This is a genomic window from Staphylococcus sp. MI 10-1553 (assembly GCF_010365305.1).
Taxonomy (GTDB): domain Bacteria; phylum Bacillota; class Bacilli; order Staphylococcales; family Staphylococcaceae; genus Staphylococcus.
Map to the genome: position 1 here is coordinate 2,191,107 of NZ_CP048279.1, position 24,558 is coordinate 2,215,664.

27 protein-coding genes and 1 pseudogene are annotated in these 24,558 nt (G+C 38.3%); 6 read left to right on the plus strand and 22 right to left on the minus strand.

The genetic code is table 11. The features are described 5' to 3' along the window. Nucleotides 1-174: 174 nt before the first annotated feature. From GZH82_RS10295 to GZH82_RS10345, 13 genes and pseudogenes are all read right to left on the minus strand, one after another. The gene (locus tag GZH82_RS10295; RefSeq protein WP_162682402.1) at nt 175-1,302 is read right to left on the minus strand and encodes an FAD-dependent monooxygenase; all 1,128 of its coding nucleotides are present in this window, start codon (nt 1,300-1,302) and stop codon (nt 175-177) included. 28 nt (nt 1,303-1,330) lie between these two features. Continuing rightward, the gene (locus GZH82_RS10300) at nt 1,331-2,107 is read right to left on the minus strand and encodes an N-acetylglucosaminidase (protein WP_162682403.1); all 777 of its coding nucleotides are present in this window, start codon (nt 2,105-2,107) and stop codon (nt 1,331-1,333) included. A gap of 23 nt (nt 2,108-2,130) precedes the next feature. Continuing rightward, nucleotides 2,131-2,376: a hypothetical protein gene (locus GZH82_RS10305; protein ID WP_085236941.1), complete on the minus strand. Its 246-nt coding sequence runs from the start codon at nt 2,374-2,376 to the stop codon at nt 2,131-2,133. Between the two features lie 242 nt (nt 2,377-2,618). Beyond that, nucleotides 2,619-2,798, minus strand: coding sequence for a hypothetical protein (locus tag GZH82_RS14625; RefSeq protein WP_233506232.1), 180 nt, complete (start codon nt 2,796-2,798; stop codon nt 2,619-2,621). A 103-nt stretch (nt 2,799-2,901) separates the two neighbouring features. Beyond that, nucleotides 2,902-3,647, minus strand: a pseudogene (locus GZH82_RS14630) (reverse transcriptase domain-containing protein). Further along, a complete protein-coding gene (locus GZH82_RS14635) occupies nt 3,608-3,889 on the minus strand; it encodes a hypothetical protein (RefSeq protein ID WP_238989559.1) in 282 nt (93 codons plus the stop codon). Before GZH82_RS14635 ends, GZH82_RS14630 begins: the two are co-directional and overlap by 40 nt. 578 nt (nt 3,890-4,467) lie before the next feature. Further along, the gene (locus GZH82_RS10315; RefSeq protein ID WP_162682404.1) at nt 4,468-4,935 is read right to left on the minus strand and encodes a helical membrane plugin domain-containing protein; all 468 of its coding nucleotides are present in this window, start codon (nt 4,933-4,935) and stop codon (nt 4,468-4,470) included. Next, nucleotides 4,935-7,871 (minus strand): formate dehydrogenase subunit alpha, encoded by a 2,937-nt coding sequence (fdhF, locus tag GZH82_RS10320; protein ID WP_162682405.1) that lies wholly within the window; start codon nt 7,869-7,871, stop codon nt 4,935-4,937. Before fdhF ends, GZH82_RS10315 begins: the two co-directional genes overlap by 1 nt. A 196-nt stretch (nt 7,872-8,067) precedes the next feature. Further along, nucleotides 8,068-8,709, minus strand: coding sequence for a pyroglutamyl-peptidase I (pcp, locus tag GZH82_RS10325; protein ID WP_162682406.1), 642 nt, complete (start codon nt 8,707-8,709; stop codon nt 8,068-8,070). Between the two features lie 24 nt (nt 8,710-8,733). Beyond that, complete coding sequence (locus tag GZH82_RS10330) at nt 8,734-9,660, minus strand: DUF979 domain-containing protein (RefSeq protein WP_162682407.1); 927 nt, start codon at nt 9,658-9,660, stop codon at nt 8,734-8,736. After that, a complete protein-coding gene (locus GZH82_RS10335) occupies nt 9,641-10,348 on the minus strand; it encodes a DUF969 domain-containing protein (RefSeq protein ID WP_162682408.1) in 708 nt (235 codons plus the stop codon). The genes GZH82_RS10330 and GZH82_RS10335 overlap by 20 nt, the downstream gene beginning before the upstream one ends. Before the next feature lie 230 nt (nt 10,349-10,578). Further along, a complete protein-coding gene (locus GZH82_RS10340) occupies nt 10,579-11,517 on the minus strand; it encodes an LCP family glycopolymer transferase (protein ID WP_203232803.1) in 939 nt (312 codons plus the stop codon). A 142-nt stretch (nt 11,518-11,659) separates the two neighbouring features. Further along, nucleotides 11,660-12,454, minus strand: a complete 795-nt coding sequence (locus tag GZH82_RS10345; RefSeq protein WP_162682410.1) for an inositol monophosphatase family protein — start codon at nt 12,452-12,454, stop codon at nt 11,660-11,662. A gap of 454 nt (nt 12,455-12,908) precedes the next feature. Here GZH82_RS10345 and GZH82_RS10350 point away from each other — a divergent pair, with 454 nt between their 5' ends. After that, a complete protein-coding gene (locus GZH82_RS10350) occupies nt 12,909-13,610 on the plus strand; it encodes a helix-turn-helix transcriptional regulator (protein ID WP_162682411.1) in 702 nt (233 codons plus the stop codon). A gap of 53 nt (nt 13,611-13,663) precedes the next feature. On the opposite strand, the gene GZH82_RS10355 is transcribed toward GZH82_RS10350, so the two are convergent. Next, nucleotides 13,664-14,395, minus strand: coding sequence for a CPBP family intramembrane glutamic endopeptidase (locus GZH82_RS10355; protein WP_162682412.1), 732 nt, complete (start codon nt 14,393-14,395; stop codon nt 13,664-13,666). Between the two features lie 143 nt (nt 14,396-14,538). Here GZH82_RS10355 and GZH82_RS10360 point away from each other — a divergent pair, with 143 nt between their 5' ends. Beyond that, a complete protein-coding gene (locus GZH82_RS10360; RefSeq protein WP_162682413.1) occupies nt 14,539-14,892 on the plus strand; it encodes a hypothetical protein in 354 nt (117 codons plus the stop codon). 195 nt (nt 14,893-15,087) lie between these two features. Here GZH82_RS10360 and GZH82_RS10365 read toward each other — a convergent pair whose 3' ends face one another. Beyond that, on the minus strand, nt 15,088-16,476 hold the full coding sequence (locus tag GZH82_RS10365) for an amino acid permease (protein WP_162682414.1): 1,389 nt from the start codon (nt 16,474-16,476) through the stop codon (nt 15,088-15,090). A 367-nt stretch (nt 16,477-16,843) separates the two neighbouring features. On the opposite strand from GZH82_RS10365, the gene GZH82_RS10370 reads away from it, so the two are divergent. The 3 genes from GZH82_RS10370 to GZH82_RS10380 all read left to right on the plus strand — a co-directional run bounded on the left by GZH82_RS10370 (nt 16,844) and on the right by GZH82_RS10380 (nt 18,298). Beyond that, nucleotides 16,844-17,686 (plus strand): formate/nitrite transporter family protein, encoded by an 843-nt coding sequence (locus tag GZH82_RS10370; RefSeq protein WP_162682415.1) that lies wholly within the window; start codon nt 16,844-16,846, stop codon nt 17,684-17,686. An 87-nt stretch (nt 17,687-17,773) separates the two neighbouring features. Continuing rightward, complete coding sequence (locus GZH82_RS10375) at nt 17,774-18,109, plus strand: hypothetical protein (RefSeq protein ID WP_162682416.1); 336 nt, start codon at nt 17,774-17,776, stop codon at nt 18,107-18,109. Between the two features lie 6 nt (nt 18,110-18,115). Further along, a complete protein-coding gene (locus GZH82_RS10380) occupies nt 18,116-18,298 on the plus strand; it encodes a hypothetical protein (RefSeq protein WP_162682417.1) in 183 nt (60 codons plus the stop codon). A 214-nt stretch (nt 18,299-18,512) separates the two neighbouring features. On the opposite strand, the gene GZH82_RS10385 is transcribed toward GZH82_RS10380, so the two are convergent. From GZH82_RS10385 to GZH82_RS10405, 5 genes are all read right to left on the minus strand, one after another. Further along, nucleotides 18,513-18,704 carry a hypothetical protein gene (locus GZH82_RS10385; RefSeq protein WP_162682418.1) on the minus strand — a complete coding sequence of 64 codons (192 nt, stop codon included), beginning with the start codon at nt 18,702-18,704 and terminating at the stop codon, nt 18,513-18,515. Next, entirely contained in the window at nt 18,701-19,345 is a 645-nt protein-coding gene (locus GZH82_RS10390) for an HAD family hydrolase (protein WP_162682419.1), read from the minus strand. Before GZH82_RS10390 ends, GZH82_RS10385 begins: the two co-directional genes overlap by 4 nt. A 61-nt stretch (nt 19,346-19,406) precedes the next feature. Then, nucleotides 19,407-20,237 carry a VOC family protein gene (locus GZH82_RS10395; RefSeq protein WP_162682420.1) on the minus strand — a complete coding sequence of 277 codons (831 nt, stop codon included), beginning with the start codon at nt 20,235-20,237 and terminating at the stop codon, nt 19,407-19,409. Nucleotides 20,238-20,316: 79 nt separating this feature from the next. Continuing rightward, nucleotides 20,317-20,514, minus strand: a complete 198-nt coding sequence (locus GZH82_RS10400; RefSeq protein WP_238989560.1) for a hypothetical protein — start codon at nt 20,512-20,514, stop codon at nt 20,317-20,319. Nucleotides 20,515-20,772: 258 nt separating this feature from the next. After that, a complete protein-coding gene (locus GZH82_RS10405; protein WP_162682422.1) occupies nt 20,773-21,693 on the minus strand; it encodes a bile acid:sodium symporter family protein in 921 nt (306 codons plus the stop codon). A 189-nt stretch (nt 21,694-21,882) separates the two neighbouring features. On the opposite strand from GZH82_RS10405, the gene GZH82_RS10410 reads away from it, so the two are divergent. Next, nucleotides 21,883-22,410, plus strand: coding sequence for a hypothetical protein (locus GZH82_RS10410; RefSeq protein ID WP_162682423.1), 528 nt, complete (start codon nt 21,883-21,885; stop codon nt 22,408-22,410). 121 nt (nt 22,411-22,531) lie between these two features. Here GZH82_RS10410 and GZH82_RS10415 read toward each other — a convergent pair whose 3' ends face one another. Continuing rightward, nucleotides 22,532-23,038 (minus strand): SRPBCC family protein, encoded by a 507-nt coding sequence (locus GZH82_RS10415; protein WP_203232804.1) that lies wholly within the window; start codon nt 23,036-23,038, stop codon nt 22,532-22,534. A gap of 104 nt (nt 23,039-23,142) precedes the next feature. Continuing rightward, complete coding sequence (locus GZH82_RS10420) at nt 23,143-24,444, minus strand: Na+/H+ antiporter NhaC family protein (RefSeq protein WP_162682425.1); 1,302 nt, start codon at nt 24,442-24,444, stop codon at nt 23,143-23,145. Between the last annotated feature and the right edge of the window lie 114 nt (nt 24,445-24,558).

Genomic DNA, 24,558 nt, shown 5'->3' on the forward strand with positions numbered 1-24,558 from the left:
TAAATAGCGTAAAGTCAATGAATACGCTAACTAGTCATTGACCAACTCACCTCATAATCCACTTTCACAAACAAAAAGGGGGCATAGACGAAACGCCATACCACACCCTTGTTTAAATGATATACGAGAAAATGCGTCTGAGAATGGTGTATAGGAATTTCTCAGTCGCTCTATTTACTCTTTTTTTCCACGATACAACAAACGGGTTTGTCTTGCCATGACCCATTTCGGCATCATACGGAGGAGCCGATTTCTCACGCTCATCGTCATTCCATTTGATTTTTGTGCGATTTCCCCGATTTTACGGGATTTCTTAATGATTTTTTGTGTATGTTTCACACGCAAACGCTGATAACGTTGCAATGCACGATCCAGATCCGAGTACTTCTTCAATACGTTGGCTAATACAACTGCATCTTCCATCGCTTGACCAGCACCTTGCCCCATATTCGGCGTCGTCGCATGTGCCGCATCTCCTAACAACACAATACGCTGTTCGTATACAAACTGAGATAATGGTTTTAAATCATAGATATCATGATGTAAAATTTCTGTTTCAGATTGTAAAGCTAAAACTTTTCTAACGGGGTCAGGAAAATGATTGAAGTAAGCTTGCAGATGTGGTTTATTAAAGTTTTTAAAGCGCGCATCTCGGGCTTTTGCATTAATCGTAGCAAACCAATATACACGACCGTTTAATAATGGGACGATACCAAATCTCCCTTTTTTCCCCCAATATTCTTCAGCAATGGGTTTCAACAAGTCCATGTCGTCTACGATACCTCTAAAACATATGTACCCTTGATAAAGGACTTTACTTTTCGGCTGTACGGTTGTGCGCACACGTGAGTGAATCCCATCTGCACCGATGACCATATCGACTTTTACAGATTGATGCTGCTTAAAATGAATGGTTGCATTCGTTTGGTGGCTTTCCACATCTGTCACTTCATGATTGAAATGAATGATGGTGTCGTCAATATATGATTTTAAAATATCGACTAACACTTGTCTTTCAAGCGTCACATTGGTTTGTGTTTCATTCAACACGAGTGCATTTAATAATTGGCCTCGATTATCTAAAATACGTAATTCCTCTAGGACTTGACCTGCATTTTTAATCCCTTTAGCTAAATCGTGTGAACCTAAAAGTTGAATGACATTATCCCCAATGCCAATACCTGCACCCATTTCACGTATTGCATCGTTTTTTTCATAAATCACGACATCATGGCCCTGTTCTTGAAGCATTATCGCAGCGGTTAATCCCCCAATGCCAGCACCTATAATCCCAATTTTCATTGACGTTCACCTCGTTCTTATAATCAACCTACTTGTATAAATCTTTTCTGATATCATCTTTTTTAATTCCGTATGTTTTATAATACTTTTCCATACGTTGCGCAATTTTACTCGGCCAATCTATGTCGCTCGCATATTGATGCGTCGCTGGACTTTGTGGATTCCATCGCATTTGATATAAACTTAACTGACCTTGCTCAAAATATTGCGCTCTAATGAATTTTGCACCACCCATAATCGCTTTATCTGGTGAATCCCAATCGGCTTGTTGTGCATAACTTGTTCCCGTTTTTATCGCATTGCTGTCAAATGCACCAATTCCAAAGAAGTTGTAATAATGCTGCTTTCCACTGCGAATCCCTTTAGCCAATTCAGAATGCCCATCAGCTGTCTCGAGTAAAGCATGGCTCACTAAATAAATAACATTCACTTCATATTGATCTTGGGCTGCTAAAAATGTTTTACCGCGCCCTTCTAAAATCCCTTTCCCTTTCAACATCGCATTGACTTCTGCTTCTGACATTTCAACGTGTTCAGAAAGGTCCATATACATCAAATCAGAATCATCTCGATTGATTTGCATCGCTCGCTTGACTTCTATTTGAGAGGCACTAACGAAACGATTGTCTTGCGATTTTGTATGTAATGCTTCGCCGTGTGTTTGCATGGCAACAGCTTCATCAAACGTATGCGTTTTATCATTTTTAAAGAAAGATGTCTCATTGACCAAAAACAAAATCGTAAATAGCACAATTAACAAAAAAATAATGACTTTTAACGGTTTGATTTGACGCGATCGTTTCATTCGACAAACTCCTTTTTAATCAATCATGAACGGGACAGATAAATCATCGTAATGATTACACAAAGTACAATCAAGTATGCCACATTCACTATTATTTTAAGTACACGCTTTCCTCGAAACAACATATTAAATAAAATAAGACTAAGTCCTAAAGAGATTAAAAAGCAAACCAGTGCCATCCAAGCACTTACAAAAAACAATAAAGCAAGCCCTAAAAGTAAAAAGGCATTAGATATCACACCGATGATTTTAATTTTTTTTGTATCCATTTTCCCACCTCTTTCATACCTGTATTATTTTATCATGAATCATTTATAACTGCGATGCCCCTTTTTAATATGCCGATTACCGTCAGCTGATTTTTGTATTGCATTTTCAAGTGGTGTTGAACCCATCCACTAAGTACGCATATTTCAACACAGCAACACCGGGATAATCAAGTAGGAGAATAGCCATTAACTGACTATTCGTCCTCTCACACCACCGAGCATACGGTTCCGTACTCGGCGGTTCAATACCTTGCGTAAGCCAACTCTGCAAGCTGGGCTAATGGTATCAGTCCCCACTTGTAGAGTTGTTTTGTTGTAAGTGCACGATGAACCTCATGCGTATTCGATAATCGCCAGTACTTTTTGCGAGACTGTGCGATTTTCATTGCACTTCTATGGTCAAGACCATATTGGCGTAACATCTTATATTGAGTTCTTACTCTTTTCCACCGTTTAAGAATGAGTTGTCTAAGTCGGCGGTTTAGCCAAGATTGCGTAGTTTCAATAAATCCTTTGATAAAACCTCTACATCCAGCCGCGCGTCACTTGGTTAATTTCAGTGATAATATCCTTGAAAGTACCGGGTCTATTTCGTTTTGTTAATCTCCTTAAGGCGCGTATTAAATTTCTTTTTGCTTCCGTAGTCGGTCTGAAACGATAAACCCCATTGACCTTGGTTATTAGACAACTCAAAAACTTTAAACGTTTAACTGCTCCGACTCTACTTTTCTCTTCATTGACAACCAACTTCAGTTGCTTTTCAATAAATTTCGTTACACTCGTCATTACGCGTTCACCTGCACGTTTTGTGCGTACAAAGATAACAAAATCATCGGCATATCGTACAAAACGGTGTCCACGCTTTTCGAGTTCTTTATCCAGTTCATGTAGATAGTTATTACATAAACGCCCCCTTGTGGTGCACCTATCTTTCTTTCTGCGACTTCGCCAGATAGGTCAATAGCACCCACTTGTAAACTTCTACGGATAAATTTAGAAATTGACTTATCTTGAACATGACGTTCGAACAAATACATGAGCTTATCATGATTCAACATGTCAAAGCACTGTTTCAAATCACAATCCACAGCTATTTTATAGCCTTCTTCGTAATAGGCAGCACATTGCTTAAGTGCTGTTCCTGTGCTACGATGAGGTCTGAAACCATGGCTGTGATTTGAAAATGTTCGGTCGATGCCTGGTTCAATCACTTGTCTAATTGCTTGTTGTATCACTCTGTCTCTAGCGACAGGAATACCAAGCACACGCATTTTCCCGTTTGGTTTGGGAATTTGAACTTTCGAACTGCTTGAGGTTGATAAGTACCATCAAGCAGTTTTTTCGTTATCTGTGAAAAATATTGCGCAAAGTGGGCATGGAGTTCACTGACTTTCATGCCGTCAATTCCAGGAGCACCTTTGTTTTTCTTTACCTTCTTGATAGCTTTTTCTATGTTGTCAGGTCTTACAACAAGCTCCATCAATGATGTAGACTTACGATACATTTCTTTCATTTCACCTAAGATTTACTGTACACACTTATGTATGCTTTTCGTTCCACTACTTATCCTTCCATAAGTTGCCGGTTAAGACCGTATTCTGTACGTCGTAAATCTATAACCTCCAATCTTTACTTTGTATTGAATATTGTTCAGTCCTTCGGTACATTTTCCCTACTATGACTTCTGCTGACTTCTCATCATTCGTTGTTACTACGGTAGAAATACCGCTGATGAGACCTCCCCGGGTAAGGTGTAACCTCTTTCCACTCATGTCACCGCATCATTTACTATATAGAACTCGGGTAGTATAGGACTTCATCTTGTTTAGCAGATTCATCCATTCCACATAGCCTTAGTATGATGTTTCTGTTCGTCAGTGCGAGTGTTTGCGTCCGACTTCCTTCAGATTCCACTTCACAATGGACACCCTTGTCTTTCGCTAACAGTTCCTACTACCAAGCCTGTAACGGACTTTCACCGTCAAGGTGTTACCCATGCCGGGCGCACTAAAAATGGACATGTGAAAAATCAACATCATTCTTCACATGTCCGATTCATATCAACACATCTTTTATGAGACGGTCGCTATTCTATTCGCGTGACATCCCCTTCAACAAATTCAAAAAGTAAGTCAAACTCTGATTCACCTCATCATCCTTCAATACACGCATCAAACCTGTCACAGAAGTACGTGCATGAGGACTCGCCTGATTTGCCACACGAATACCACGATTCACTTTATTCAACAATACGCGCAGTTCATCAGTCTGCAAATCACCTAATAAGAACAACATTTGGCCCATATTATGAATGACACCCGTATATTGATCTTTATTCAATTCAGCGGTGATTTTTTCTGTAATGACACCGCGTTGTTTCACGGCGCCATTTAAAGCATCCAATATTTTAGCCTCATCTAGTGTACGAATAAGGTCAATCGCTTTTAATATACTGTCTTTATTTTCCGCAATGGCATCAGTGACTTGCGATAAACTTTCTGCTTTGATTTCTGCTTCACTTTTTTCAAGACGTTTAATTTTTCTAATACGTTCAGCCATTATTTCATCACCTGATCCCCTGGGAAGACGTAATCCGGTCTTGCCCATTTTTTATCAACACGCACGCTGTATTGTGGATTTCTCATTTGATTGCGGAAGTTGGTTGGGTTGAGCGGTGATTTTCCGCGTTTACTTAAGATTTCCATACGACAGCTTGTAGATTTATAAGCCGGTGTATGTGTTTCTGGGTCTGTCACACTGCTTGTTAAATAGTTAATCGCTGCTGTACTGTTATCATTCAATGGTAAATAAATTTGTTTGCCTGACACACGGTCTGTAATGTGCACGTGCATTGTCGCTTCACCATGTTCAGAAATTAATTTAACTGCTGCCCCTTCATGGATACCACGTTCTTTTGCAAGTTCAGGCGATACTTCGGCAAACGCAGTCGGCATTTTGTATTTTAATCCCGGTACTTTGTAAGTCATGTTCCCTTCATGGAAATGTTCGAGGACACGACCATTATTCACATGTAAGTCGTATGTTTCATTCGTTTTATAGAAATTATTGAAATCCAATGCAAAGAATTTCGCCTTACCATTATCAAAGTTAAAGCGTTCTGTAAACAATAATGGTGAATCTGTACCATCTGCAGCGACTGGCCATTGTAAGCTGTTATAACCTTCTAAACGATGATATTTCACACCTGCAAACATTGGTGTTAAGTCTGATGCTTCATCCATAATTTCAGCGGGGTGTTTGTAACCCCAATCAAAACCAAGTTCTTTCGCAATCATTTGTGTAATTTGCCAGTCTGGTTTAGAGTCACCAAGCGGTTCTAACACTTGATATAAACGTTGGAAACGACGCTCAGTGTTTGTGAATGTACCATCTTTTTCTAATGACGGACTTGCAGGTAAAATAACGTCCGCATACTCAGCTGTAAATGTTAAAAATTCATCTTGAACGACAAGGAAGTCTACTTTTTCAAGTGCGGCTTGGACATAGTTAATGTTTGAGTCCACAATTCCTGTATCTTCTCCTAAAATGAATAAACTGTGTACGTCACCTGAATGAATGTGATCCATCATTTGGTGGTTGTCGTAACCTGGATGACTTGGTAGTTTCACACCCCAACCTACTTCATAACGACCACGTGCTTCATCATCTTCAACACCTTGGTAACCAGGCAGTTTATCCGGCATACTACCGAAGTCAGAACAGCCTTGAACGTTATTATGACCACGTAATGGATAAGAACCTGCACCTGGTTTCATGTAGTTACCCGTTGCTAATAACAAGTTAGAAATCGCTGTACTTGTATCTGAACCTGTTTCTTGTTGTGTCACACCCATCGCCCAACAAATTGAAACTGAATTGACACTAACAATTTCTTTAGCAAGGTGGATGAGGCGTTCTTTTGAAATCCCTGTATGTTCTTCTGCAAATGCCATTGTGTACGGTTCGAGTGATTGATAGTATTCATCGAAATGGTCTACCCATTCATCAATAAATGACTGTGCATGCCATCCTTGGTCAATGATGTATTTTGTCACAGCAGATAACCATACTAAATCCGTACCTGGGTAAGGTTGGTAAAATTCATCTGCGCGTTGTGCCATTTCATGTTTACGAATGTCGAATACATGCAATTTTGTACCGAATAATTTGTGTGAACGTTTAATTCGAGATGCGATAACTGGATGCGCTTCGGCTGTATTCGTACCAATCGTAATGACCATTTCTGCTTTACCGATATCTTCAATTGAACCTGAGTCCCCACCATGACCGACAGTGCGGAACAAACCTTTTGTCGCTGGTGCTTGGCAATATCTTGAACAGTTGTCGATATTATTTGTACCGATGACTTGACGTGCAAGTTTTTGCATTAAGTACGATTCTTCGTTTGTCGCTTTTGAAGATGAAATGAATGACAATGCATCTGGACCGTATTGCGCTTTGATTTCTTGCATACGTGTCGCCACATGTTTAATTGCTTCATCCCATTCGACTTCTTCAAATTGATCGCCACGGCGAATTAATGGTTTCGTTAAACGTTCTTCTGAATTAACGTAATCCCAACCGAATTTCCCTTTCACACATGAAGAAATTTTGTTTGCTGGTGAATCGTGAGAAGGTTGAACTTTTAAGATTTCACGGTCTTTCGTCCACACCTCGAAGCTACAACCGACCCCACAATATGTACATACTGTTTTCGTCTTTTTAATACGTTCTTCACGCATAGCCGCTTCGGAATCAGACACTGCAAATAATGGACCGTAGCCTGTTTCTGCTTTCTTCGTTAAATCAATCATCGAAGCAAGTGAACCTGGCTCGATATCTGTCATATAGCCTGCATTACCGACCATTTTGTTCTCCATCATCGCATTACATGGACACACTGTTGCGCATTGACCACAACCGACACATGAAGAGTCATTGATTGAGACGTCGTTATCCCAAATGACACGTGGATGTTCACGGTCCCAGTCAATGGACAATGTTTCATTCACTTGAACGTCTTGACACACTTCGACACAACGTCCACATAAAATACATTGATTCGGATCATAACGATAAAACGGACCAAAATCCACTTCATATGGTTTCGCTTTATATTCATACGTTTGATGTTCCAATCCCCATTGGTCCATCGTATTGTGAATTTCACAGTTACCGTTATTGTAATCACAGACTGTACAATAAAGTTGGTGTTTTTCTAAAATGCGATCTAATGCTTCCTTTTGGCTATCTTGTACAGGTTGTGTTGTCGTGTTCACAACCATTGAGCGTTGTACCGTCGTCCCACATGCACGTTCAATTTTGCCGTCAATTTCAACCGCACACGTATCACATGTTTGAATAGGTCCTAACGATTCGTTATAACAAATAGAGGGTACAAATGTTTGTTGCTCTTTTATGAATTCAAGCAGATTTTTGCCCGGTTCTACAAGATAATCTCTACCATCTAAAGTTACAATAAGATGTTCTTGCATAAATATCCCCCCTGGAATTATTGTTCATTTCATATGCCTAAGATGCCCCCACATACTTAGTTATTTCCATTTTATACCTTTAGTAACCAAAAGTTAACACATTTTCAAAAATTATATATCGCAAACTAATTTTAAAAATACTAAAACAATTTCTAAACACTTTTAAAGTACTGACACGCGTTATGATTTTCCAACTTTAATGTGTCGTTCCGTGAACTGTCGCAACATCTGTATCATAGTTGAGACACACTCGAATCGCAGCTGTTAATCCTTTCACCATCATTTCTATAGACATCGATGGTTTTCCCGGTTTATCAATCACTTGTGAAGGTGCAAATGGAACGTGTATAAATCCTGTTTTCAACTTTGGATAATGACGTTCTGCTTCATAGGCAAGTTGATACATGATATGATTGCACACAAATGTACCGGCACTATTCGATAGACTTGCAGGTACACCTTCAGCTTGCATCGCCTCTACCATACGTTTCACAGGTAATGGCGTGAAATACGCTGGCGGCCCATCTTGTTGAATGCGCTGATCAATCGGTTGTTGCCCATCATTATCCGGGATACGCGCATCATCAACGTTAATGGCGACGCGTTCTGGTGTAACTTCATAACGTCCACCCGCTTGTCCTATCGCGAGCACAATGTCATACTCTGTTTGCGCTAGCTTTTCTCGAATGACCTCAATACTTTGATAAAATACTGTCGGAATTTCTAGCTTATCAATAACGTGTCCTTCAATGGTGTCAGGCAGTTGTTGTACAGCTTGCAATGCTGGATTCACCTTTTCACCACCGAATGGATCAAATGCAGTCACTAAAACTTTCATTGACTTAAAACCTCCTTTATTCATTTAAAAAGCGAGTGCATACATTAAAATCATATGCACGACGATGAGCATGATGGCCATCGGAGCTTGTGCTTTAATAACGGCTAATTCATCTTTCATTTCTAATAATGCAACAGGCAAAGTGTTAAAGTTTGCAGCCATAGGGGTAAGTAATGTCCCACAAAAACCGCCCGTCATCGCCAATGCACCCACAATCGTTGGGTCACCCCCATTTTGAATCACAAATGGTAAACCAATACTCGCGGTAATGACTGTAAACGCTGCAAAAGCATTCCCCATTAACATCGTAAAGAGCACCATGCCTAAAATGTAAGCAATGACACCGAGTAAGGCATTATCTTGAGGTAAAAAGCTCGATATCCCTTTTGAAATCGTCGTCCCTACCCCACTCACTGTAAACAAAATACCGAGTGCCGCTAAAAATTGTGGGAGTATGCCGACTGTCCCAATTTGTTGTACTAATCGATCACTATCGTACAAGCCGACTTTCGCTTTCGGACGGATAATCAGATATGCAACAATAAGTCCGACAATAGAAGAAATACTAATCCCTATCGCACCACCTAATGGGGTCCAAGTCGAGACAATGACAGCAACAATCGCTAACACGACAGCTGGGATAAATAATAAATTGCCAAAGCGTGTCGCACCTTTCTCTTCCGCTTGATGTTCGACCTCAACCACTTTCCCGATTTTTACATTTTTCGTTATCGTTAAAAAGCCCATCAACAATACGAGCAGACCATTAATCCAATTCGGAATATAAGGTCCTACCATAAATAATAAACCTAAAATACACCAAAACAGTGCTGTACCTATTCTTTTCGTATTGCTCAATTCACGATACACACGCCAAGCCGTATAAACAAACTGCAAACCAATAAGCACATAAAAGATTTCTAGAATATGACTAATCGTTTGAGGACTCATCTTGTATCGCCCCTTTCTCACCATACTTACGGTTCATTTTTCGATCAAATAGAACATTTTGAATCACACCAATAATAAGCACTACAATCGCAATTGGTGCAGAATATAACGCAATTTCAACTGCTTTGACTTCCATATGTAATGATTGAAACGTTGCAACAATCAACAACACACCTGATGCGCCGACAAATAAATTTTGCCCGAAAAAGTTGCCATAATTTTCCATTGCAGCAATATGGGCTTTCAATTTTTCTTCGTCTACACGCTCTATTTTTTGTTTATATTTCGCCTTCGCTGCTGCTTGGACCATTGGATTCATGAGCGGACGTACAAATTGCGGATGTCCTCCAATTCGAATTGAAGCAAGACCCGCAACTTCACGAATAAATAAGTAGACGGACATAATACGCCCCGAAGTGATGCCTTGGATACGATTGATTAAACGTGTTGCTTGTGTTTTCAAACCAAATCGTTCAATCATCCCTACCATAGGCAACGTTAAAATAAATAATGACACCATACGATTATCAACAAATGCTTTACCAAGTGTTTCTAGAATCGTCATCACATCCATATGAGAAACGAGACCTGTCACAATCGCTGCAATGAGTACTGTACCAATCGTGTCCCATTTAAAATAAAAACCTAAAACAATGATGAGGATGCCTATCAGTTTAAGCCATTCCATCAAATTCCTCCCTTATGTAGATAGTCACTTTATTTTATCGTTATCTGAATATTGTTTCAAATCATCATCAGAAAATGATCTGCCTAGAGAATTAAAAAATGTCCTACAATGTGAACGCGGTTAACGTTATACATTGCAAGACATATTGAATATTGAATCCATTGAACTCAACTAGGTGATTCAATTCTTTCACCATAGTTTAAGGTTTTGCTTCATATCAACAAGTGCACTTATAAGTTTAAATTTTGCTTATACTGCTGTACTAATGATTGCTTTTGTGTTTCATCTGGAATGAAGTAATAAAGGCCATCACTTTGAATACCACCAGAACCGTCTAATTGATGACGATTAACATTATCATTGGCATCACTGTAGTTGCTACGAATTTGGTTCAATTCACCAATCGTTAAGTCTGTCTTTACGTTGTCACTCAATTGGTCCATTAAGGCATTAAAATTCGTGAGCGATGAAATACCTGTTAACTTGTCAACTAAACCTTGAAGTACAAGTTGCTGTCTTTCTTGTCTACCGAAGTCTCCACCTGCACCTTCTTCTTTACGGCTTCGAATGAATGACATTACGGTATCACCATCAAAATGTGTACGTTGACCTTTTGTGAATTGATGACCACCAGCATTAAATGTCGCATTGCTTGTTACATCGATGCCACCGACTGTATCGATTGTATCTTTCAAACCATCCATATTGACTGTTGCATAATGATCGATGGGCACACCCATTAATTTTTCAATAGATTTCACCGCCATATCTGGGCCACCATATGCATAGGCATGGTTGATTTTTTCTGTCGTATCGCGTCCAACGATTTCTGCTTGTGTATCACGAGGAATACTAATCATTTCTGTCGTTTTCTTTTCTGGATTCACTGACAAAATCATAATTGTATCGCTTCGTTCACCGTCACCTGCACTTTCACGTTGCGCATCTGAATCAATACCAAATAATGCAATAGAAAAAGGTTCACCCTTACTCAAATCCACCTTACCCGATCTTAATTCTGAATGGTTTCTATCTAAAGGATTATGAATGGCGCCCCCTACTGAAAATATTTTAAATGCGAGATAAGCAACAGCAATAATGGCTAAAATGAATAAAATACCTACGAACCATAATAAAAATCTTAATACTGGGTTTTTACGTTTTTGCATTCTTTTATACTCCAACAAAGTCACTTCTTTCCGAATGTATTGGTCAAGCTTTATGGAGATACATGAAAATATGATCCCGTCATATATTAAGTGTTATTTTACAGTAAAATTTGACGTACGAAATCGGTCTTTAGACGCAACTCTACTTTTGATACCCGCCATTAGATAACAATATGTCTAAAATTGTTTCATAACACTCTGGATTACTGATGATAAATGGACCACCACGAACAAAATCGATGGGCTGTTGATGGAAATCAGTCATCTTTAAGCCAAGTTCTTGTGCAAATAAAAATTGAGCCGCGATGTCCCAAGGTTTCGCATTCGTATGAATATGTGCACCGAACTGCCCTGTAATCACGCGCGCTGAATCAAGTCCACAAGCGCCGATTAAACGATAGCCAAATGATGCATCTAATAACGCATGCATCGTTTCATCATTCATAACACGATTGTTGAATGAAATCATCTTGTCTTTCAAGGGCTGTGATGTTACGAGTGGCAACGGTTTGTCATTCAGAAATGCCCCGCTTCCTTTCACAGCGCGATACAGTTTTTGTCTTGGATAATCATAGATATAGGAAAGCTGTGGCTCCCCTTCAACAAAATAGCCTATAATCATGCAAAAGTCGTCTTGCTGTTTGACTAAATTTGCTGTCCCATCTATCGGATCAATCAACCACGTATGGCCCTCTTTTAAATGATGTGTTTCATGATGCGCTTCTTCCCCATATAAGCGGTGGTGTGGATAATACGTTTTTAAAAATTGTTCAAATCTTGTTTCGATAGTTCGATCAACATTCGTCACAAGATCATAACGACTGGATTTCGTATCGGTTTGAATTTGATGAATCAGTTCAGGGATTTCTTGTGTCATTTGATGAATCCATTGTTGCACGTGTTGATCAATCGTATGACGTTCTGATTCGGATAACATATGTATCACCTCTTTATCTATGTTAGTTCTATTATACAGAAGAAAAATAGTTTTTGGGGCGTTCTTCCGAATATATGTATTGAAATCATAATGGGATACAACATCTTACAAATGCACGAAAAAAACCGGCTGGCGCGAACCAACCGGCATAGAAAGGAAAGTAAGTAATAAATATTGAAGATGTTAAACTAGAATTAGTACAATACATGATTCAAACATTACTATCAACTCTGATAGCTACCCCTTTATTTGAATATTTCTTGTACCATCCCCCTAGTAGCTAACTACATTATAACATATATCTTCCATAAATGTAAGCGTTTTCTAAAACTTTTTGCACACTTTTTATTTACATTTTTCACTTTGTTGTGCAATTGAGATAGAAAAAGTCTTTCACTATAATTATTTAATCGATATGCTATAATATTGTTAAACATGTTTGGGAGGGGTTCGTATGAATAAAGAAGCACGGCAAAAGAAGCTGTTGGCCTTGATTCAACAAGACAAACCGATGACTGCCCTTGAATTAGCGCAAGCTCTCAATGTTTCTAAACGTACTATTTTACGCGACATGCAAGAATTAGAAGGTAAAGGGGTTCAAATTGTCGCACATGCAGGAATGTATGGAGGCTACCAACTTCAAGCGAATCAGCATTACTATCAATTGAACTTGACGCAAACAGAATTACAAGCGCTCTATTTGATATTAAAAGAAAGCCAAGCACAGTCGACATTACCTTATGAAGAAGCAACGAATCACCTCATTCAAAAAATATTAAAACAGCCTTATACACATATTCGACGTACATTACGCCAATTGGATCAATACGTTTTATATGAGACACGTCAGCACCCACGCTTGCCGGTTCAATTCAGTGACATTTTAATTTATTGCCAAGAGCGTAAAGTGATGGGCATTGACTATAAAATCGATGCAAATGGTGAACAACGCTTCGAAAATGTCATTTTTATTGGCTTGATTGCACGTCACGACGGTTGGCAAGCGATTGTATATCATATTGGTGGCGATTATACACAATATGTTGATATCTCTACGATTGAAGACATTTCATATTCTTTTCAAAAATCCATACAGACGAACGATATTACACTTCATAACTACGAAACCTATTTAAAAGTTTCAGAACATCAATAAAACCAATGTCATGCCTACAAGCGTAACATTGGTTTTTTCTATGTGTTATTTCACTACTGCATAATCGTGACCACGAATGAAATAAAGTTATTTAACATATGAAAGGCGATCGAGACACCTAAATTACGGCCGCTTTTCATATATAAGAACACAAGTGGCACAGCTAAAATTAAATAATCGATAATTTCAAATGGGGATGTCGCTTGAAGTACGTGTACTCCCGCAAACAGCAAGACTGAAATGATAGCCATGACTTTAAAATTTAACTTCTTACCTAACTCCCCAATTAAAATATGGCGGAAAAAGATTTCCTCAACGACCGGGGCTAAAATCACAATCATCATGAAATTGATTGGCGTAAACCACGGAATAGCGAAAAGTTGGTCGATGAGTATCTCGTTTTGCGTCGTTTCATATTGAAATTGTTCAGGCAAAAACTGTTGTAAATAATCATAAAGCGTTGATGCAGCTTGTGCAACGAGGTATGCGCCTATGATCCAAAATATGTATTGGCGTATCCCTTGAAGTCCTTTCATAAAGCGTTGTCCCATCGTTTTATAATGTAACAAGTAAAAACTAAGAATCACAATCAAGTAGGCAACCGCTGTAGCTATGACTTGTGCGACAAGTGCATTTGAGTCAGATAATAACGCTTCTTCACTGACATTGAAAAACACAAAACTAATGATAACTGCAAGTATTCCAAGTACGAACGTTGCAACGAGAACAATAGGAACTAATAATAAGTCCCGCCAAGCAATATCTTTCCATTTATATTTTGACATTTGAATACTCTCTTTCCTTTAAAAATGAACGAATGGCTGTATACATATCACAGACCTGTGACTTTTTTACAGTTTCATACAACACTTACGCGCGTTAATGGTTCTTGTTATACTATATATTATTTCATGAAAGGATGCTACTGATGAACGGTTATGAAACTCCCAATTTTGTACAGGCTCTAAAGGTTTTGAATGAATTGTTAGACTTAACCACGACATACGATTTAACCTACGCTCGCGATCCCGAACAAGCCCAAGACATATTGACTATTTTGAAAGCGAAAGTCCACTCGTATTATCAACAATCACATCAACCCGTTCATACGCATGCATACAGTTCCTATCCTTACGACCTTTATTATATTTGCCTTTACAACTTGTATCACAATCCATTAGTCCCTATTGAATTTGGAAGTCAAAGCAAATTGAATCAAAGTTATATCCAACAAATTATACGAACACGTGCTTACTTTCAAATGTGTGCGATCACACTTTAAAACACTGTATGTGCGATTTTCAGCAAATTTAAAAAGCGGAATGACATCAGCCATCCCACTTTAAACACGCTTTACAATTAAAAATCGACACGCATATTGAAGCACGGATTCATCTCAACTATGCGAATATAAGCTCGATCATTATGATATCGCTATGTATCTCTTTCTCAAAATACAATACGATGCTTGTTACTTTTATAATTTAAAGTCTTCTTTGTCACGTTTATGATAGCCACGTAAAAAGAAAAATACAGCCATAAAACCTAAGAATAAGAAACCGATAATAACAGATACACGTGTTTCGTTATTAATTAACATTGCAACTAACACCATTAATAGAAATGTGATAGACAGATAGTTTGTCACTGGTGCAAGTGGCATTTTGAAAGGATGGTTTTCTAATTTTTCTGGAAATTTCTTTCTAAATTGAATATGGCTAAATAAAATCATAAACCATGGAATCATCCCAGGTAAAATAGATGCACTATAAACATAAACGAAAATATTTTCAGAACCATCAATAAATTGTGGTAATACGACATTTAAAATCACACCAATTAAAATACCAATAGATACAGCTAAAACTGTGTAAAATGGTACACCGTTTCTCATGACTTTTGTAAATATCGCTGGTAATTGACGATGTTGTGCTAAAGTAAAAATCATACGACTCGAACTGAAAATACCCGAGTTACAGCCTGACATCGCTGCTGTAATCACAACGAAGTTAATTAAACCTGCCGCAATCGTAATTCCGATTTTTGCGAATGTTGCAACAAATGGGCTACCAATGTCGTGCAATTCATTCCAAGGATAAACCGTTACAATGACAAAGATGGCACCGATATAAAAGATTAAAATACGCCAAATGACGCCGTTTACTGCTTTTTTAATATTTTTTTGAGGATCCTTCGTTTCACCTGCTGTAATACCGATCAACTCAACCCCTTGATATGAACCGATAACAATAGATAAAGCAAAGAAAAATCCTAACCAACCATTCGGCATGAAACCACCATGTGCTGTAAGATTGCTAAGACCGATTGGATTGCCTCCGTTCCCTATACCGAAGAAAATCAAACCGAAACCGGCAATAATCATCAAAATAATTGTCACGATTTTAATCATCGCAAACCAAAATTCAAATTCGCCAAACGCTTTTACAGAAACCGCATTGGCAGCTGTTAACAGAACAATGACAATCAGCCCTGGAATCCATGTCGGTAACTCTGGAAACCAAAACTTCATATATGCGCCAACTGCGATGACTTCCGACATCCCTACAACAATCCATTGAAAGATGTTGGCCCACGCAGTCACGTAACCTGCAACAGGGTGGATATAATCTGTAGCATAGTTTGCAAATGAACCAGTTGATGGATCAAGATAGACCATTTCTCCCATTGCGCGCATGATTAAAAATAAAAATAAACCTGCAACTAAATATGCAAAAATAACAGAGGGGCCTGTCCACGCAATCGTACTTGATGCCCCCATGAATAAACCGACACCGATAGTACCACCGAGTGCGATCATTTGAATCTGTCGAGAACTTAATCCTCTGTGTAATTGATTATCTACCATGACAACGTTCCATCTCCTTTTGTAACCCCTACTCATATAAAATTGATGTTGAACCGTGCATGTCGCTATTATACTATAAACTATCAGAATTTGAAGAAAAAATTAAAAACGTTAACCCATTCATTTACATTCTTATTTTTAACTCCAAACCGCCTTGATGCGCATATATCCGATACACCTTTAACCATTGATATATCGGTCATTCTACATAACACTTACGTTATCCTACTAAAAATCACTCTTTTATATGATAGCGCTCGCATAACCAACCGTCGAAATATTGTCACATTAAATTTTTGTGATTATATTCACATTATCTCCCGAATTGCTTATACTAGGTTTATTCTTTAAGAAAGGAATCTAATTTATGAAGGATACTAATATTAAATGGGATACAATTTTTTATGGTCGCCAGTGGGTTTCCAATATTATTGAGACGATTCAAAAGAAAGATGTACTTCAGAGCTTTTATCTAAGGCGTTATTTATTAAGAGCAATGATGGCGGGATTTATTATTAGCATCATTACCGTTTTTGTATTAACAGTTAAAACGACATTTGCGCCTGACGTAGCGCCTGGTCTAGTGAATATGGCGGGTGCATTTACCTTTAGTTTTGCCCTCGTGTTAATTCTGTTCACAAACTCTGAGCTTCTGACGAGTAATTTCATGTATTTTACGGTTGGTTTGTATTATCACTTGATTCGTCCGACGCGTGTACTTAAAATATTCACGTTATGTTTTATTGGGAATATGATTGGTGCTGTCATTTTGTTTAGCTTACTACGATTATCCAACGTCATGACACCGGATATGCTACAAATGCTTGACCATACAGTACAAGTCAAAATTCATGATTATAGTTTTCAAAACATTTTAGTCCGTGCGATTTTCGCAAATTTCTTTATTAACATTGCGTTAGTCATTGCCATGCAAATTGATGATGTGTTGGCCAAAATGTTTGTCATGATGTTCGGCGTGACGATTTTCGCATTTATGGGCTATGAACACGTCGTTTATAATGCTTGTCTGTTTATCGCCAGTGCCATTTATCAAACAGATGCTTTCAACGCATTGCATATGACCAAAAACATTGTCGGGGCTTTTCTAGGCAACTATATCGGTGGCGGACTGATTATCGGACTGTTCTATGCTTATCTTAATGATCACGGTCAATTCAAAGCGATTAGAAAAGACAACCAAAAGAACTAATGCATCGTTTGAGAAAGATAGGGACATGTCATCACAGATTGTGGTCTATGTTATAATAAGGACAATTCAAAGACTAAGGAGCATATTATGGATCGCGGACGTATCATAAGAGGTGTTCTCATCTCAATCATTTTAGGTCTACTCTTTTTCTTTCTAAATCAAACACAATCCACCTATACGACAACTGAGTTATTGCTACGCTCAGTACTCGTTGCCATTGTTTTTGCAGTATTATACTTCGTCGTCTTCACGATTTTAAGTCACGACACACGAAAACGCACCTATGGGCCGCCCCTGCTTATTGGCATCATCCTAGGTATACTAGTTGGGCAATGGCTAGAGCATGCTTTGGTTGGTCTCGCAATAGGTGTTGCAGTCAGCTTAATCGTTGGTGCAATACGACAACGTTTTTTTAAGGAGTGATGAGATATGTCAACACAGACGATTGGTATGATTGTCATCGTAATTCTTTTAATTAGTTTTCTTCCTAACGCCTATATGTTATATAAAACCTCAAAGGAAGGCACTGAGAACACACGCTACAAATTAATGGTGGGTGTAGACGCCATGCTATTAGTGTTAATTATTGCTGCCATCTTATTACTAACATAAACAATGCTCATGACATCACAACTGAATCATTGTTGAACTGAACTTGTGGTGTCATGAACTTTCTCTTTGTTATTCCAAATGGATAAATGCATCCCTTGTTATTACTATTCTCCACATTGAAGCCATCCCTTTTACAACAAATGCCACAGTTCACATTCCAAAAGAAAAACGTAGATACCATCACCTCAAATGAGCATGATACCTACGTTTGACATTAAATTTTACCTTGTAAGAAAAAATAATAAATGATTGAAGCAAGCACTGCGTAGACGATGAGTCCTGTTGCAGCGGATAACACATGGATGCGCATCGGAATATGCTTTTGAAAACGTGGCGCTAACACTAAATTGCCGACTAAAATAATCAAAGGCGCCACGATGAAAAATAATATCATTTCTAAACTCATTGTTGAACTCCATTAAAATATTGTGCGACGACTTGACTCAAATCTACATCTTTGGCAAGTAAATCCAATTCCGAAAAATCACTTTGAGCCGTAAATTGATTTGGGTTTACGATAACATCGAGTCCTGCACGAATCGCGCCTGTCGCACCATTCACTGAATCCTCAATCGCTAAACAATGCGCCGGACTATAATTTAATGCTTGTACCGCAGCTAAATATAAATCAGGAGCAGGTTTTACTGTTTCTACATCTTCTCGACCTTTAATCACTGAAATATACTTTTCGATACCTAGCTTCTGAACTAATGACTCAATGTGATGTCTTGTACTACTAGAAGCGATCCCCATCGGAATATGACGTTGATGCAGTTGTTGCATGAGTTCTAACACACCAGGCCTTAAAGGCAGTTGTCCAGCTGTCTCATAATGTTCTTGATAGACTTGAGCTGTTAACGTTTCTCCTAAATGGGTGAGTAAATGTTGGTGAATCCCTAAAGCTCGTCCGCCAATATTCGAGCGATAAAAGTCTGCACTCATATTGTCATGACCTGCCTCATTCAAATAACGATTCACTGTTTCATATAAATGTTGTTCGGTATCGATAATCGTACCATCAAAATCAAAAATGACTGCGCGATACATGCTTACTTCCTCCTAAATCCTTGGTCCTGATTCATTCATTCATTGCCAAAATCAATGTTGTTTAAAACCCTGGTGCTAACGTTGCAAATTCATACATAATTTTATTTTGACGATAGTACAGAGATTTAAACCAAATACGATCAATGACACCTGAATGTTTGCCCGCTAAATCATCATGTAGTGCAACGAGTTGATTTAATGTGTCATCATTTTCTGTTGCAAGTGCGTGATGATGAACATAACCGCGCCCTGGTCGAACGTTAGGTCCGTCTTTTTCGATGACTACGAGGTCTGAATAATAACCTTTATCATCAATCGCAACGACTGACTGCTCACCAAATTGCGCTTTATCTTTAAAACCTAATGTGTCGCGTAAATAATCTAATGTTTTCTGTGCATCTGCAACGTGAATTTCAATCGTTCCTAATCCTAAAATTTGATATTCTGCTGGAATGTCATTATCGACTGGATTTTGCCATCCGTTTGGAATCACTGCATCGCCATTCACCATCATGACATATGACAATGTATCTGGATCATCAAAATACAGCGCAGGTTGTTCCATGTAAGTGCCTCTTGAAATGTTTGTCGCTTTTCCTTGTAAGCGTGCTTCAAAGAAATCAAGTGCTGCTTCATTTGGAACGAGTAGCCCAATTCTCGCAATCATGTTTGTACCTTTACGCATCGCACCCGCATTTGGAATTTCAAAAAATGTAAGCAATGTGCCTGGTGAATTTTGTTGGTCACCGTAAAAAATGTGCACCATGCCATGATCATCTTGGTTGACCGTTTCTTTCGTTAAATGTAAGCCTAACGTTTTCGTATAAAATGCTTTGTTTTGATCCAAATCTTTAGTGTACATTGAGATATGATGATGTCCAGTAATGTTCACGATACATCCCTCCAAGTCTTATTCAAGTATGATTTAAATAAAGTATATTTTTTATATCTAAAGATTGCAATAGATACGATTAGGACACAGTTGGCAGAAGTATGAAACAGACAACACCAATGATGATGATAGATAATGGAAAGACGAGCGTTTGAATAAAACGTACTTTTCGTGCTGGTAATGTTGTGCGCAAGAGCCAAGTTTCAATGCTAAAGTTGATCATAGTCAATATCGCAGTCAACGAAAGTAATAGCGTAAAGCCATTCGGAAAATTCATCAAAAAACCAACTGAAAGCACTAGCATCATCAAAAATATTGAGACCGTGATAAAGTAATTTTGTAGCACTTTAATCATCATTTTTACATCACACCCTTTTTAAGGCTTCATTATTTTATATATTTAAACATTATTTTCGCACAACCTAATAAAAAAGTAAAACCGCTAGCAATCCTATAATAGCGAATCTTAAAAAGAAAAAGAATAGACCTTATCTTATCGCCTTTAACGACATGATACGCCTATTCTTTCTAAAAATTATTTTGATTTTCCTGCCCAGTACTTCGCTAATATCGGTCCTGTTACTAAATGAACCACACTAAATATTGCGCCTGGTACTGCAGCTAAAGGATTAAAATGAACTGTCGCTAATGACGCTGCTAAGCCAGAGTTTTGCATACCGACTTCAATCGAAACTGTTTTTTGGTCCGTATAATTTAATTTGAACAAATACGAAAACCAAAAGCCTAATAAATAACCGATCGTATTATGTATCACTACAACTAAAAAGATGAGCAAGCCTGTTTGAATAATGAGCTCACGACTGCCTGCTACAACCGCGCCTAAAATAACCGAAATCGCAATAACTGAAATAAGTGGTAAGATGTCTTCACCCACATGTGCCACAGGTTTAAGAAATCTTTGAATCAAAATACCTAATACTAATGGAACGAGTACTACTTTAACGACCGAAATAAACATCGCGATAAACGAAACGTCCATCCATTCTTGTGCTAATACAAACATTAAAAATGGGGTCATGAACGATGCAAGCACTGTTGAAATTGTTGTAATTGTTACAGATAATGGCACATTCCCTTTTGCCAAATAACTAATGACATTGCTCGACGTACCTCCTGGACAACATCCTACTAACAGTACACCAATCGCAATATCGGCTGGCAATTGAAATAACTTCACGACCGCATATGCAGAAAGTGGCATAATCGTATATTGTAAAATGACCCCAATTAAGACGGCTTTCGGTTCCTTCAATATTAATTTAAAATCATCAACTGTAACCGTTAAACCCATCCCTAACATCACAATACCTAATAAATACGGTACAAACGTTCCGAATCCTTTAAAAATATCCGGAATTAAAAATCCTGAAATACTTGCCAATAACATCCATAATAAAAATGTTTTAGATGCAAATTGACCTAATCGTTGTAACATGGCATTCACTCCCCAATCCAATTAATAATCAGAATATTATCACAAGTAAAAATGGTATACAATACTTTTTATAAAAATATATAGTTTACATGCACAATCATTATTTTAACTTTACATCTATAGTCTTACTGAAAATACAAATGACTCATGATACAATGAATACAACAATATTTAAAATGGGGAATTAGAATGATAATCGATAAAATAGAGACATTTATTTTAAATATAGATCAGATGACAAGCCGCTTTGCCAGACGAAAATTATTAAAGTTATTAAATGGGATGAACCTCCATGCCACAATACAAATGGAATGGTTGAAACATCAGCAAAATTTCTTACTCAAAATTCATTTACCGAAGCAAGCTTTACCCTATTTGATTAGTTTTATGAGCTTCCATCATTACCGTATTTACCAAATCGTTCCTTTCCAATTACTTGATACCATTAAACCATTACATCAACGGCCCCACGAGGAACATCGATTTGAAATGATGATTGATGGCCTAGACGATCCGTTTATTAAAGATAAAGTGATTGATATTTTAAACGGCGTTCAGAGCGAACGTGTGATTTATAGTTTTGCAAAAGACATTTTGAAGGTGACGACAACTTCAGAAGTGATGAGTGCGTTAGTTGGCACTTTAGCAACGCGCAATATTGATATTTATCATGCAAACACAGCTGCACGAAGTTTCCACAAAATGCGTATTTCGTAGTCTATTCAGTACTTCTCTTTCAGTGGCGTGGCGTCGATGTCATCCCACTGCTTGATTCAATTCATTTAAAAAAAACGGCACAGCGCATTTGCCTGTACCGTTTACTCTTCATCTATTCATATTAATCCATTTCAAATTCTGCTTCTAATTCACGTTGTAACACATCAAACATCAATTCAAAACCGTGTGCTGTATGGTCGTGATAAGCTTTCTTTTGCTGTTTATATTCAAGGTTGGTCAATCGGCGTTCTTTAGGTACCATACTTCTATAATGAAACGTCATCTCTGTCATACCCGGTGACCGTTCTTCAAAATAGACTTCAATCTCATCTACGTGTTCACTCAGTTCCGGCATCTGAATCGTTTTCACAATTTGCTCGCCTTCTTTTAATGTTTGGTACGTGCCAATGACTTCAATACGTTTCCCTTTACGTAAATCGACAATTTGGTAATGCCCCCCTTCAACAGGATCATTTTCGATTATTTGGTTCGTACGGCGTGAAGTCATAAACCAATGTCTTAATTGATCAGGGTCTAACCACGCATGATACGCATTCGAAGGTGTCGTTTTCATCAGACGGACAAGGTCTATTTCTACCCATTCATTTTGCATATGCTTCACTTCCATTCTCCTTACTTTTCGTTCATTTCGGATGACTTCTATTGTAACTTAAATTTATCAAGAACTAAATGAAGTTGTGTTTTTATGATTGTTATTAACTCTAAAACCTATTAGCGATGAGAACGTAAGCGCGGTAGATTCAACAGAATGGCGATCATCCCACAAATGGCAAGCATCACAGGATAAATGGAATAAGGCAACAACGTCACAGGTGAAATGCTCGCTACACCGGCTGCTGCGATAAGCTGTGGACTATAAGGGACAAAGCCTTGAAATGCACTGCCAAATATATCTAACAAGCTCGCCGATTTTCTCGGATCAATATCATATTCTTCTGCAATGTCTTTCGCGAGTGGCCCTGCCATAATAATTGAAATCGTATTATTCGCTGTCGAAATATCAGCAACACTGACAAGGCTAGCGATACCAAATTCTGCACCACGTCTTGTTTTAACGCGGCGTTTAACGAAATTTAACAGCCAATTAATACCACCGTGGTGTTCAACGAGCCCTATCATACCACCGATGAGTAATGCAATCATCGCAATGTCTTGCATGCCGAGAATACCTTCTGATGCTGCTTTTAATAGGCCCCCTAAGTTAAATGAACCATCTATTAAACCAATCAGAGACGATAACAAAATGCCCCCTAACAATACTAACACCACGTTAATACCGATTATCGCCAAAATTAATACGAGTAAGTAAGGAATGACTTTAACCCACTCAAAGTGATACGTTTTCATTTGTGTCACATCATAACCGTGAGACAGCCACCATAAAATGATAATTGTGATGATGGCACCAGGCACCACGATGCGAAAGTTCACTTTAAATTTATCGCTCATTTGAGTCTTTTGCGTGCGGACTGCGGCAATCGTTGTATCTGATATCATGGACAAGTTATCACCAAACATCGCACCTCCAACAACTGTCGCCATCGCAAGTGCAGCCGGTATTTCAGTTGCTTCACTGATGCCAAATCCCACCGGTGCAATCGCCGCTACTGTCCCTACCGACGTCCCCATCGAAATTGAAATAAACATACAAATGATGAAAAGTCCGACGATCAGGAAATTTTGCGGAATGAATGATAACCCTAAATTGACAATGGAAGTCACACCGCCCATCGCTTCAGTTGTTTTTGAAAAGGCACCTGCAAGTAAAAAGATAAACATCATCAACACAATATTGGCGTGTCCTGCCTGACGTGCGAAAACTTCTACTTTTGACGCAAATGTCTCTCGTCTATTCATTATTAATGCCACAACGACACCAATAATTGCCGCAACATTTAACGGCATAAAAGTAAAGTCTTTCGTGATGATACCAGCACCTAAAAAGATACTTATAAATACGACTAACGGAATGAGCGCCCATGGACTGCTGTGCTCATGCTCTTGTTCTAACATAAAAAATCTCCTTAACGAAAAGCAAATCACCTGTTTGCGTATGTGCGATGTGCTTCTCCTTCACTTTATTTTTATATCTTTTATAAAAGCAAAAAATCATTTTTAATGACATTT